Source organism: Saccharopolyspora soli, assembly GCF_022678645.1.
In the GTDB taxonomy this organism is placed as follows: Bacteria; Actinomycetota; Actinomycetes; order Mycobacteriales; family Pseudonocardiaceae; genus Saccharopolyspora; species Saccharopolyspora soli.
Map to the genome: position 1 here is coordinate 42,797 of NZ_JALBWV010000015.1, position 13,136 is coordinate 55,932.

Here is a 13,136-nt window from a genome sequence, read left to right on the forward strand (position 1 = left end):
TCTGACAATTCGCCGCTATTTCTCCAACAATTCGATGACGCCGGTGAGGTCTTCGTGGCCGTGGCCGTCGGCGACCCGGCGTCGCATCAGCGACTCCAGCGGGGCGAGCAGTTCGAAGCTGATGCCCAACTCTTCGGCGGCCGTTGCGAAGTTCGGGTAGGCGGCGGCCTGCATCGCGAGGTTGGAGACCACGCCGCTGCCGTAGTCGCCCTTGTCGATCTGCTCGGCTGCGGCGGCGGGCCAGCCGCTCATGTTGCCCAGCCAGCGGCTCAGCAGCGGCGCGAACTCGGTGGTCGGCACTCCCGCGGCGCGGACCAGCGCAAACGCCTGCAACGTGCCGATGATCATGCCGTACATGCCGCTGAGCAGGGCCAGGTCGTGCAGCGCTGCTAAGCCGGGGGCGTTGCCGAGGTAGATGCTCTCGCCGAAGACGTCCAGCACCGGCCGCGAACTTTCGAAGGCACCGCTGGGACCGCTGTAGAGCAGGAACGCCGCCGGTGTCGCGATCATCGGTGGGACGGCCATGATGCCGCCGTCCAGGTAGTCGGCGCCGTGGTCGGCCGCCCACTCGGCCATTTCCTCTGCTTGGCCCGGAGTTCCGTTGGTCAGGTTGATCAGCGTGCGCCCGGCCAGCACGTCGGTGTGCGGGGCGAGCACCTGGCGGACCGAGTCGTAGTCGAGCAGGCAGACGACCACCAGCCGATTCGCGATGATTGCGTCGGCGGGCGTGTTCGCACCGTTCGCACCTTTTGCCAGCAGCGGATCCGCCTTCGCGCCGGTGCGGTTCCACACAGTGGTCGGATGGCCCGCCGCCAGCAGCGCTTCGGCCAGCGCCGTGCCCATCGCGCCGAGGCCGAGCACGCTCACCGGTTCGTGGTCGGACATTTCGCTCCTTCCGTCGCTTTCCACGTCCACCCTGCTGACCGCCGCGCACGATTCGCGCATGATCGACTGGGGGTGCTTGCACAATCACGGGCTAACGTGGCGGTTGTGCGTTTCGGAGTGCTCGGCCCGCTGGTGGTGTGGACATCCGACGGCAGCCCTGTTCAGGTGCCGGAGGCGAAGGTGCGCGCCCTGCTCGCGGTCCTGCTCGCCCACGACGGACCGCTGTCCGCGGACCGGTTGATCGACGTCCTGTGGGGCGACCAGCCACCCGGCAACCCGACGAACACCTTGCAGACGAAGGTGTCCCAGCTGCGCCGGGCGCTGGGCGAGAGCGGCTTGATCAGCTACCGGGCATCCGGGTATGTGCTGAACATCGCCCCGGCCGCCGTCGACGCGCACCAGTTCCGCAGCCTCGTCGCGCAGGCGCGCGAAACCGGCGCGCCCGCGATGCGAAAAACCCTGCTGGCCGACGCGTTGGCACTGTGGCGGGGTCCCGCGTTCGCCGACGTCGCCGACGAACCGTTCGCCCAGCCCGCCGTCCAACGGCTCACCGAGGAACGCCTCGGCGCACTGGAAGAGCTCGCCGAAACCCGACTGGAACTGGGCGAACACGCTGCGCTCAGCAGTGAGCTCGGCGAACTGGTGGCCCAGCACCCGTTGCGCGAGCGGCTGCGTGCGGTGCAGGTGCGCGCGCTCTACCGCACCGGGCGGCAGAGCGAAGCGTTGGCGAGCTTGGCGGATCTGCGGGAGCGGTTGGCCGACGAACTCGGCATCGATCCGAGCCCGGAGCTGGTCGAGTTGCAGCAGGCGATCCTGACGCAGGACGTCGCGCTCACCGCTCCGCCGCCACCCGCGCACAACCTTCCGGTGTCGGTGACCGAGCTGATCGGCCGGGATGGGGAAGTCGAGCGGGTCGCGTCGCTGCTGGGCACGTCGCGGCTGGTCACCCTGACCGGGCCGGGCGGGGTGGGCAAGACGCGGCTGGCCGTCGAGGCCGCGCGCAACTCGGCGTTCCGGGACGGCACGTGGCTGATCGAGCTCGCCGGAATCCGCGCCGATGGCAACGAAACCTGCTCGTTGGAGCATGCGGTGCTGGGGGCGTTGGGGATTCGCGAGAACGCCTTCGCAGTGCCCATTTCACCCGTTGATCCGCTCGTCGAGGCGTTGCGCACCAAAGAAGTCCTGTTGCTGCTGGACAACTGCGAGCACTTGATCACCAGTGCTGCCGGGATGGCCGCGCGGCTGCTGCGAGCGGTGCCGGGACTTCGGGTCCTCGCCACCAGCCGGGAGGCGCTGGGCATTTCCGGCGAAACGCTGCTCCAGGTATCGCCGCTCGAAGTTCCCGCACCCGGTGCCGAGCTCGCCGACGTGCGGGCCTCCGGCGCGGTGCGGCTGTTCACCGCGCGGGCCACCGCCACGTCGCCGGGCTTCGACATCGACGCTGACAACGCCGCGGCGGTGGCCGCGATCTGCCGCCGGTTGGACGGCATCCCGCTGGCGCTGGAACTGGCCGCCACCCGCGTGCGGGCGCTCGGCACGAGCACACTCGAGTCCAGATTGGACGATCGGTTCGCACTGCTGACGTTCGGCACCCGGGATGCCCCTGAACGGCAACGAACGTTGCACGCGGTGATCGACTGGAGCTGGCGACTGCTGCCGACGGCCGAGCGGATCGTGTTGCGCCGCCTGGCAATTCACCGCGACGGCTGCACCCTGGAGAGCGCCGAAGCGGTGTGCTCCGGAGACGGTGTCCGGCCCGCCGAAGTGCTGGACCTGCTGTCCCGGCTGGTGGACCGGTCGCTGGTCGTCGCGACCGAAACGGCCGCCGGTGGCCGCCGGTACCGGCTGCTGGAGTCCGTCGCGGCGTACTGCCTGGAACGGCTCGGCAAGGCCGAGGAATACGAAGCGCTGCGTCAACGGCACAACGCCCACTACCTGGCGCTGGCCGAGCAAGCCGAGACGCGGCTGCGCGGCCGGGACCAGCAGCGCTGGCTGGAACGGCTCGACGCGGAGACTGCGAACCTGCGCGCGGCACTGGACGACAGCCTCCGGCACGCCCCCAAGACGGCGCTGCGGCTGGTCAGCGCGTTGACCTGGTACTGGTTCCTGCGCGGCAGGCTCAGCGAGGCCCGGCTGTCGCTGGCCGCGGCGCTGGGCGTGGGCGGTGGACAGGCGTGGGCCAAGGCGGCGAGTTGGTACGCCGGGATCGCACTGCTGACCGGTGCGCCCGTCGACCGGCTGGATGCCTGGCGGAGCATCGAGGACCGCGCCGATCGGGCGCGGGCCAGGTGGTTCCTCAACCACGCGAAGGCGACCATCGGCGACATGTCCAGCACCGAACGCGAGATGGACGAACTGGTCGCGGAGTTCGAGGAACTGGGCGATCAGTGGGGGTTGGGCGCCACGCTCAGCGACCGGATGACGCACGGCATGGCGCGCGGCGATCTGGCCGGGGCGAACCGGGATGCCGCGCGCGGCGCAGAACTCTTCCAGGAAATCGGCGACAGCTGGGGTCTGGCGCAGGCATCGTACGGCCTCGGCACGATCGCGCAGATCACCGGCGATTACGCCAGCGCCGAGCGGCACCACGCCGAGGGCCTGCGCAGGGCCGAAGCCCTCGGGCTGTGGGCGGAGGTCTCGTACCAGACGTCCTGGCTGGGCCGGGTCGCGCTGCTCGTCCACGACTACCCGCGGGCACGCGAACTGCACACCCGCGCGATGCGGATGGCCACCGAGCGCGGTTTCACCCCGGCGGAGATGTACGCGGAAATCGGGCTGGCGCTGGGTGCGCGCCGCGAAGGTCTGTTCGCCGAGGCGGAGCAGCGGCTGCGCCGGGTGCTCGAATGGCACCGTCGCGTGGAGTTCGAGCCGGGAAACGCGCTGATCCTGGCCGAATTGGGCTTCCTCGCCGAACAGCGCGGCAACGCCGAGGCAGCCCACGACCTCCACCTGTCGGCCTACGCCATAGCCCGACGCGGCATGGACCCCCGAGCGATGGCACTGACCCTGGAGGGCCTGGCAGGAGCCGAAACCCTGGCAGGCCGACCAGAGCAAGCCGCCCGGCTGCTCGGCGCGGCCACGGCGGCGCGGAATTCCATCGGCGCTCCACTACCCCGGCCGGAACGCCAAGACGTCGACCGAATCACCGCGGCAGCCAACAAAGCCTTGGGCAGCAAGGCTTTTGACGAAGAGTTCCACCGAGGCACCGCCGTGCCGCTCGCCGAACTCGACGCGCTGACCACCGACCGCGGATCGGAGCAGCGCCACGAGTACGGCACGTCCAGCTGAAGGTTTGCTGGACCCGACCGTTCTTGAGGTTGCTCAACACCATTTCCGGCGATTCGCTCCGATTCCGCAGCAGTACTCGCGTGGACGTTTCTCGCTGGAACGGCCCAACTCCCGTTGCGCATGAGGCGCATGCGGCTGGGGTGGCTCGCTCTTGCCGAGGTCCGGCGCGCTGACGTCCGTGCTGGCCAGCGGGGGGCCGGACTTTGCGAGACCCTGAGCTGGTGGTGAGCGCTCCCACCAGCGGCGGACGCGCAAGCGCACCCAATCGAGGGGATGGCCTCAGCACATGGAGGGGGATTTCGATGAGCAAGTCGAACACCGGCGCGTCATCCGGGTTGGCCAGTGGTAGGGCCGTTGAGCGCGGCGCGGACGAGGCGGGGCAACTGCTGACGATCACGTTGCGCGTCAACGGCCGCGAGCAGCGCCTCGTCGACCTGGATCCCCGCACCTCGCTGCTCGACGCGCTGCGCGAACACCTGCGCCTGTCCGGGACCAAGAAGGGATGCGACCACGGGCAGTGCGGCGCGTGCACGGTGCTGGTCAACGGCCGCCGCATCAACTCCTGCATGACGCTGGCCGTCATGCGCACCGACGACGACATCGTCACGATCGAAGGTCTGGGCACGCCCGACGCCCTGCACCCCGTGCAGGCAGCGTTCGTCGAGCGGGACGGTTTCCAGTGCGGCTACTGCACCCCCGGCCAGGTCTGCTCGGCGGTCGGCATGCTCGCCGAAGCGCAGGCCGGTTGGCCGAGCCACGCCACCGCCGATGTGGCGTCGGCGCAGGTCGCGCTGACCGACGAGGAGATCCGCGAGCGCATGAGCGGCAACATCTGCCGGTGCGCCGCCTATCCGAACATCGTCGCGGCCATCCGCGATGTCGCCCGAGGAGGCCCGGAATGAGGTCCTTCAGCTACGAGCGAGCGGCGGACGCGCGGTCCGCGGTCACGGCGGCATCCAGACCGGGCGCGAAGTTCATCAGCGGCGGCACCAACCTGCTAGATCTGATGAAGCTTGAGGTCGAACACCCGAGCCACTTGGTCGACATCAGCCGATTGCCCTTGCAGGACGTCGAAGAACTGCCCGACGGCCGACTGCGGATCGGCGCCCAGGCGACGAATTCCGACGTCGCAGCCGACAACCGGGTGCGCACCCGCTACCCGGTCCTGTCCCAGGCGCTGCTCGCGGGTGCCTCCGGCCAGTTGCGCAACATGGCATCCGTGGGCGGCAACCTGCTGCAGCGCACTCGCTGCCCCTACTTCTACGACCCGGCAGCGGGCTGCAACAAGCGGAACCCCGGCTCCGGCTGTTCGGCGATCGGCGGTTTCAACCGGATCCACGCGATCCTCGGCGCCAGCAGCTCCTGCATCGCCACCCACCCCTCGGACATGGCCGTCGCGATGACGGTGTTGGAGGCGCAGATCGAGCTGCTCGACGCCGAGGAGCGGGTGCGCCACGTGGCGATCGCGGATTTCCACCGACTACCGCACGACACGCCGCACATCGAGACCGTGCTGCGTCCCGGCGAGATGATCACGAGCGTGATCCTGCCGCCGCCCCCACCGGGCCGACAGGTGTACCGCAAGGTGCGCGACCGGGCGTCCTACGAATTCGCGCTGGTGTCCGTGGCGGCGATCGTCTCGGTGGACGGGGCAACGATCAGCGCGGCGCGGGTGGCGTTCGGCGGTGTGGCGCACAAGCCCTGGCGGTCCGTCGAGGCCGAGGCCGCGTTGACCGGCAGTCCCGCCACGATGGCCACCTACCGCACCGCCGCCGACGTGGCGATGCGGGGCGCGGTGGGGCAGGGGCACAACAACTTCAAGATCGACCTGGCCAAGCGCACGCTCTGCCGCACGTTGGCGCAAGCGGCCCAGGCGAGTTGAGGAGATGCCATGATGATCGGGGAAGCGCTCAACCGCGTCGACGGCCCGTTGAAGGTCGCGGGCCAGGCCACCTACGCGTACGAGCAGTGGGCGGCGGACCAACCGCTCTACGGGTTCATCGCGGGCGCGACGATCGGCAAGGGCCGCATCACGCGCATCGACACCTCGCTGGCCGAACGCTCGCCCGGCGTGCGCATGGTCATGACCCACCGGAACGCACCGGCGCAAGGCACCCCCGACTTGTCCACCGCCTGGGAGTACTGGCGGGCCTATCCGGCGCTCAGCGGTCCGGACGTCAACCACTACGGCGAGCCGGTGGCGTTCGTCGTGGCCACCACCTTCGAGCAGGCGCGAGCGGCGGCGAACCTCGTCCAAGTCGATTACACCCAGGAGTCGGGGCACTACGACATCACCGCGCACCGAGATCAGGCGTACGCCCCGGAAGCGGTGAACGCCGGACTCCAAACCGACACCGCGGTGGGCGATTTCGACACCGCGTTCAGCACCGCCGCGGTCCGGGTTGATCAGCGCTACACGACGCCGTACGAGCTCTCCCAACCGATGGAACCGCATGCGTGCCTCGTGGTACCCAGCGGTGCTGACCTGACGGTCTACGTCAGCTGCCAGATCGTCGACTCGGCCCGCTCCTCGATCGCCAGCACCTTGCAGCTCGACGAGCAGCGGATCCACATCGTCACCCCGTACACCGGCGGGGGTTTCGGCTCCAAGCTCCGGGTCCACCACGAAACGATCCTGGCGGCGCTGGCCGCGCGCGCCCTGGGCCAGCCGATCAAGGTCGCGTTGACCCGGCAGCAGATCTTCCACCTCGTCGGCCTGCGCCCCACCTCGGACCAGCGGGTTCGACTGGGCGCCGAACGGGACGGGCGGCTGGTCGCGATCGCCCACGAAGTCACGATGAACACGAGCCCGCTCAAGGAGTACGCCGAGCAGACCGCAGCCACCACCCGCAGCCTCTACGCCGCGCCCAACCGGCTGACGCGACACCGGTTGATACCGCTCGACCTGCCGCGCGGCGAAGACGTCCGCGCGCCGGGCGAAGCGCCGGGAATGCTGGCGGTCGAGTCGGCGATGGACGAGCTGGCCGATGCGCTCGGAATGGATCCGGTCGAGTTGCGGATCCGCAACGAGCCCGAGTACGACCCCGAGCGAGATGTGCCGTTCAGCGACCGGCACACGATCGACTGCCTGCGCGAAGGGGCGCGCCGGTTCGGCTGGGAGCACCGCCCCACCAAGCCCGCGAGTCGGCGCGACGGGCGGTGGCTGGTCGGCTACGGCATGTCCGCCGCCATCCGGGGGCACTTCCAGATGCCGACCAGGATGCGGGTCCGGTTGACGCCGGAGGGGACTGCCGTCGTCCAGTCGGACATGACCGACATCGGCACCGGGACCTACACGATCCTCACCCAGGTCGCGGCTGATGCCCTGGGACTTCCGCCGGATCGCGTGCGGGTCGAGCTCGGGATCTCCGAGTACCCCGTCAGCTCGGGCTCAGGCGGCTCGTGGGGTTCTGGCAACACGAGCACGGCGGTGCATCGCGCGTGTGCGGTGCTGCGCGAGAAGCTGCTGGCCGAGGCGTGCACCGACGCACACTCCCCGCTGCACGGGCTGGATCCCGCGGAAGCGGTGTTCTCGGACGGCAACGTGCGCATCGGTCGCGCTTCCGAGGCGCTGCGCGAGATCGTCGTGCGCGGCCATCCCGAAGGCGTTGATGCGGAGGGCGAAACCGCTGGCATGGCGGATGATCCGAACTACAAGTCCTACTCGATCAACACCTACGGTGCGCATTTCGCCGAGGTCGGCGTTGATGCGGACACGGCGGAGATCCGCCTCCGGCGGATGCTCGGGGTGTTCTCGGTGGGGCGCGTCCTCAACGCCAAGACGGCGCGTTCGCAGCTGATCGGCGGCATGATCTGGGGGCTGAGCGCGGCCTTGGACGAGGACGCGGTCGTCGACACGCGCTCCGGCGCCTTCGTAACCCGCGATCTCGCGAACTACCTGGTGCCGGTGCACGCCGACGTCCCCGAAATCGACGCGGTGATGCTCGAAGGATACGACGAGAAGGCCAACGTCCTCGGCGCGAAGGGGGTCGGCGAACTGGGCATCTGCGGATCCGGCGCAGCGGTGGCCAACGCGGTGTTCAACGCCACGGGGATCCGAGTACGAGACTTCCCCATCACGCTCGACAAACTGCTACCCCACCTACCCCTGGTAGCCACCTGATCGATATCGAGGTGAGGGGCACCCGTGACCCAGTTACGTGGTCACGGGTGCCCCTCACCCATGCCCTGATCGGTTTAGCGGCGGCGTTTGGTGCGGAGGTAGTCGCCGACGACCGCTGCTCCCAGGCCGTCCGCTGTTGGCGACAAGACCCGGCCGCCGCCTCGGCGGGCGACGATGTCCACGAACGCCGCCAGGCTCGGGTCTTCGCCGAGCATGAACACGCTCAGCGTGGTGCCCAGGCGCTGCAGGGCGTCCACTTCGGACAGCGTCACGCTGAGGGTGTGCGGGCTCGGCGGGTACTGGAACACCGCTTCGCCGTCCGGTTCCAGGTGGGCGGTGGGTTCGCCGTCGGTCACCACCAGCACAACCGGTTGCGCGTCCGGGTGGCGGCGCAGGTGCCGACCGGCGAGCAGCAGGGCGTGGTGCAGGTTCGTGCCCTGCTCCCAAACCCCTTCCAGCGCAGCCAGCTCACCTACGTCCACAGTGGATGCATAACGCCCGAAGGTCACCAGCTGCAACGCATCCGAGCGGAACCGGGTCGCCACCAGGTGGTGCAGCGCGAGCGCGGTGCGCTTCATCGGCACCCAGCGGCCGTCCTGGACCATCGACCACGACGTGTCCACGCACAGCACCACCGCCGCACGGGAGCGCTGCTCGGTCTCGGCCACTTCGAGGTCCGAAATGTCCAGTCGCGCGGCATCCGGCCCCTCCGCGGCCCGCCGCAGCACCGCGTTGCGCACCGTGCGAACCGCGTCCCACGGCTCCGCGTCGCCGTAGCTCCACGGCCGCGTCGTACCGGTCAGCTCCCCTGCCGCGCCCGCGCGGTCGGTATCGCGCTCGCCGCGCCGCGAGCGCAGCTGGGAGATCACCGATCGCAGCGCGGTCTCACCGAGCCGACGCATCGCCCGCGGGCTGAGCCGCAGGCTGCCATCCGGCGCCCGCTGCAACAAACCCTGCTGCCGCAACTGCTTCTCGATGTCCGACAACCGCTGCGCGTCGACGACGGCCTGCCGGCCGAGCTGCCGCTCCAGCGCCTCCAGGTCGATGTCGTCCAGACTCGCGCCGGGATAGGACTGCCCGAGCTGTTCCGCCAGCCGGTCGAGCTCGCCGAGCTCCGCCATCGCCGCCGTCGCCTCGGACAGGCCCATCGGCTGGTCGCCGCGGAACCGCGCTCGCCCCGTCCAGTCCTCGCCGGGCCGCAACCCCTGCAACTGCTGGTCGAGCCGCTGCAACGCCTGCCCGATGCGCGGGTCGCCGAAAGCCTGCTGCGACAACGACATCAGCTCGGCCCGCTGCTGCTCGCTCATGGAGTTCAGCAACCGCTGCGCAGCCGCCGAGCGGGCCGCCAGGGCATCGATCAGCTCGTCGACGTTGCGCGGGTTCTCCGGGAAGAACTCGCCGTGCTGGGCCATGAACTGCTCGAACTTCTGCTGGATGTCGGCGTCCCCGCGGGCGTGCGCGGCCAGCAGCATCGACAGGTCGTCGAGCATCTGCCGCACCCGCTCGACGTCTTCGGGCGAGACCTGCTGCATGGCCTGCTTCATGCCCTGGAAGCGCTGTTCGAGGAACTCGGTGCCCAGCATCTGCTGGATCTCCTCGAAGGTCTCCCGCGCATCCGACGAACGCCAGTCGTAGTTGGCCAGCTCCGCGACCTGACCCGCGACATCCGGCGGCAGCGCGTCCAGTTGCAGCTCGCGGAACCGCGCGTCCTCGCTGGTGTCGGCGGCCAACGCCAGGCGTTCCTGCTCCAGCGCCCGATCCAGCAGCCGCCGGACCTCGTTGATCGTGCCGTCCAGCCGGTGCCTGCGCTGCAGTTCGCTGCGCCGCTGCCACAGCCGCCGGGTGAGCTCGTCCAGGCCGGAGACATCGCGCGTGCCGGTGCGCAGCAGTTCCTCAAGCGCGGAGCGCGGTGACCCGCCTTCCATGACGTCGCGGCCGATCTGGTCCAGCGCCGCGCGCAGATCCACCGGCGGTTCCAGGGGATCGGCCCCGCCGTGCCACGCGTTGTACCGAAACCGGCGGCTCATCAGCTGTACACCGACCGATCGTCCTCGGCGTCCTTGCCGAGCCGCTTCGCCAGGTACAGCGACTCCAGCGCCAGCTCCACCGCGCTGGCGATCCGGCCCGGCGGTTCTCCGGACCGCACCCCGGCCCGCTCGGCGACCTGGTGCAGCACCGGCAGTTCCGGCAGCGCGGTGAGCACATCGCGGGCGGCGACGCGCTCCCCGGTGGCCACCGGGTGGCCGTCGATGACGGCCTGGGCCAGCGATTGCAGGTCCAGCCCGGCGAACAGGCCCCGCGCGGTGTCGGCCACCGAGCGCCGCAGCAGGTAGCCGAGCAGTTCGTCTTCGCGGCCCTCTTCACCGGCCTCGAACTCGATCTTGCCGCGCAGCACGGCGGGCACCGCAGCCAGGTCGACCGGCCGGGCCACTGCCGGATTCTCGCCGGTAACCGCGGAGCGGTGCAGCGCGGCGGCCGAGACGGTTTCGGCGGCGGCGATGGCGAACCGGGCCGACACTCCGGAGCGCTGGTCGACCGCGGTGGACTCGCGCAGGTGGCCGACGAACCGGGCGAGCACCTCCAGCAGGTGGTCGCCGACCTCCGCTGGCAGGTCGGCTTCCTGGCGCACCAGGGACACCTCGTCGTCGATGTCCAGCGGGTAGTGGGTGCGGATCTCCGCGCCGAAGCGGTCCTTCAGCGGCGTGATGATCCGGCCCCGGTTGGTGTAGTCCTCGGGGTTGGCGGTGGCGACCAGCAGCACGTCCAGCGGCAACCGCAGGCTGTAGCCGCGGATCTGGATGTCGCGCTCCTCCATCACGTTCAGCAGCGCCACCTGGATTCTCTCGGCCAGGTCGGGCAGTTCGTTGACGGTGACGATGCCGCGGTGCGCGCGGGGCACGAGTCCGAAGTGGATGGTCTCCGGATCGCCCAGCGAGCGGCCTTCGGCGACCTTCACCGGGTCCACGTCGCCGACCAGGTCGCCGACCGAGGTGTCCGGGGTGGCCAGCTTCTCCACGTAGCGTTCGCTGCGGTGCCGCCAGTCCACCGGCAGGTCGTCGCCCAACTCGGCGGCGCGCCGCCGGGACGCCGGGGTGATCGGCTGCAACGGATGTTCACCGAGCTCGGAGCCCTCGATCACCGGGGTCCATTCGTCCATCAGCTCGGTGAGGCTGCGCAGCAGCCGCGTCTTGCCCTGGCCTCGTTCGCCGAGCAGCACGACGTCGTGCCCGGCGATCAGAGCGCGTTCCAGCTGGGGCAGCACGGTCTGGTCGAAGCCGACGATGCCGGGCCACAGCGCCCGGCCGGAGCGCAGCGCGGTCAGCAGGTTGGCGCGCAGCTCGGCCTTCACGCTGCGCGGTGCGTGGCCGCTGGTGCGCAGCTCCCCCGCGGTGCGGGGCAGCCCTTGGGGTGGAGTCGGGATCGTCACCCCTTCGACGCTACCGCCCGGAGCCGACATGTGCCGCCGTACCAGAAAGGATTTCGCATGTCGGCACACCGGAGTAGAAACGACGTAACCCGTTACGCATGCGCAGGAGGACCAAGTGGGCTTGGAAATCGAGGTCGACCCCGCAGAAGTCGGTTTCGACGCGGAACGATTGGGACGAATCGACCGACACTTCGCGCAATACGTGGAATCCGGCAAACTGCCCGGCTGGCTGGTGCTGGTCGCCCGGCACGGCAAGATCGCGCACCTGTCGACGTACGGCATGCGGGACGTCGACAGCGGCGCACCGATGCAGTCGGACACCTTGTTCCGGATCTATTCGATGACCAAGCCGATCACCTCGGTGGCGATCATGATGCTGCACGAGGAGGGCGCCTTCGAACTCACCGATCCGGTCAGCGACTTCATCCCGTCCTTCGCCGACGTGCGGGTGTACACCGGCGGCACCGCGCAGGCGCCGCAGACCCGCCCGGCCACCGAGCCGATGCGCATCTGGCACCTGCTGACGCACACCTCCGGGCTCACCTACGCCTTCCACTACCTGAATCCGGTGGACGAGCTCTACCGCCGCGCCGGTTTCGAGTACGGCATGGCCGACGACCTGGACCTGGCGGGCTGCTGCGACGAGTGGGCCGGCATGCCGCTGCTGTTCGACCCCGGCCAGTCCTGGAACTACTCGGTGGCCACCGACGTGCTGGGCCGGATCGTCGAGGTCGCGTCCGGGCAGACGTTGGACGAGTTCTTCCGCACCCGGATCTTCGAACCGTTGGGCATGACCGACACCGGCTTCGCGGTCGACCGCGCCAACGCCGACCGACTGGCCACCCTCTACGCCGCCGACCCGCAGGGCAAGGCCCGCGTGCACCCGCGACAGGCGCAGATGCACGCGGCGGCCTTCGAGCTGCCCAAAGCGCTCTCCGGCGGTGGCGGGCTGTTCTCCTCGGCGCACGACTACCACCGGTTCACGCAGATGTTGCTGCGCGGCGGCGAACTCGACGGAACGCGCCTGCTCGGCAGCCGGACCGTGCGGTACATGACCCGCAACCACCTGCCCGGCGGCGCGGACCTGGAAACGCTGGCGCTCGGGTCCTTTTCGGAGGTCGCCAACGCGGGCAAGGGCTTCGGGCTGGGCTTCGCGGTGATCGACGACCCGTTGGCGGCGAAGGTGATCAGCTCACCGGGCGAGTTCTCCTGGGGCGGCCTGGCCAGCACGGCGTTCTGGGTCGATCCGGCCGAGGACCTGACGGTGGTGTTCCTGACCCAGCTGATCCCGTCGAGCGCCCATCCGATCCGCCCCCAACTCCACCAACTCGTCTACCAGTCCCTCGTGGACTGATGCACTCACGACCCCGTTCAGGTGAGGAGTGAGGGGCACCCTTTACCCAGTTACTTGGT

At 69.8% G+C, this 13,136-nt stretch carries 8 protein-coding genes; 5 read left to right on the plus strand and 3 right to left on the minus strand.

Features of this window, described 5'->3' with window-relative positions:
- Positions 1-15: 15 nt before the first annotated feature.
- Positions 16-885, minus strand: a complete 870-nt coding sequence (locus MOQ72_RS13690; RefSeq protein ID WP_242183769.1) for an NAD(P)-dependent oxidoreductase — start codon at positions 883-885, stop codon at positions 16-18.
- A gap of 105 nt (positions 886-990) precedes the next feature.
- Here MOQ72_RS13690 and MOQ72_RS13695 point away from each other — a divergent pair, with 105 nt between their 5' ends.
- The 4 genes from MOQ72_RS13695 (at position 991) to MOQ72_RS13710 (ending at position 8,296) form a co-directional block, all read left to right on the plus strand.
- The gene (locus MOQ72_RS13695) at positions 991-4,173 is read left to right on the plus strand and encodes an AfsR/SARP family transcriptional regulator (RefSeq protein ID WP_242183770.1); all 3,183 of its coding nucleotides are present in this window, start codon (positions 991-993) and stop codon (positions 4,171-4,173) included.
- A 302-nt stretch (positions 4,174-4,475) separates the two neighbouring features.
- Entirely contained in the window at positions 4,476-5,075 is a 600-nt protein-coding gene (locus tag MOQ72_RS13700) for a 2Fe-2S iron-sulfur cluster-binding protein (protein WP_242183772.1), read from the plus strand.
- Positions 5,072-6,055, plus strand: a complete 984-nt coding sequence (locus MOQ72_RS13705; protein WP_242183774.1) for an FAD binding domain-containing protein — start codon at positions 5,072-5,074, stop codon at positions 6,053-6,055. Before MOQ72_RS13700 ends, MOQ72_RS13705 begins: the two co-directional genes overlap by 4 nt.
- 9 nt (positions 6,056-6,064) lie before the next feature.
- Positions 6,065-8,296 carry a xanthine dehydrogenase family protein molybdopterin-binding subunit gene (locus MOQ72_RS13710; RefSeq protein WP_242183775.1) on the plus strand — a complete coding sequence of 744 codons (2,232 nt, stop codon included), beginning with the start codon at positions 6,065-6,067 and terminating at the stop codon, positions 8,294-8,296.
- Between the two features lie 74 nt (positions 8,297-8,370).
- Here the strand turns inward: MOQ72_RS13710 and MOQ72_RS13715 are convergent, their stop codons facing one another.
- Positions 8,371-10,323, minus strand: a complete 1,953-nt coding sequence (locus MOQ72_RS13715; RefSeq protein ID WP_242183776.1) for a vWA domain-containing protein — start codon at positions 10,321-10,323, stop codon at positions 8,371-8,373.
- On the minus strand, positions 10,323-11,723 hold the full coding sequence (locus MOQ72_RS13720; RefSeq protein WP_242183777.1) for an ATP-binding protein: 1,401 nt from the start codon (positions 11,721-11,723) through the stop codon (positions 10,323-10,325). The genes MOQ72_RS13715 and MOQ72_RS13720 overlap by 1 nt, the downstream gene beginning before the upstream one ends.
- Positions 11,724-11,838: 115 nt before the next feature.
- On the opposite strand from MOQ72_RS13720, the gene MOQ72_RS13725 reads away from it, so the two are divergent.
- On the plus strand, positions 11,839-13,077 hold the full coding sequence (locus tag MOQ72_RS13725; protein ID WP_242183778.1) for a serine hydrolase domain-containing protein: 1,239 nt from the start codon (positions 11,839-11,841) through the stop codon (positions 13,075-13,077).
- The last annotated feature ends 59 nt before the right edge of the window (positions 13,078-13,136 follow it).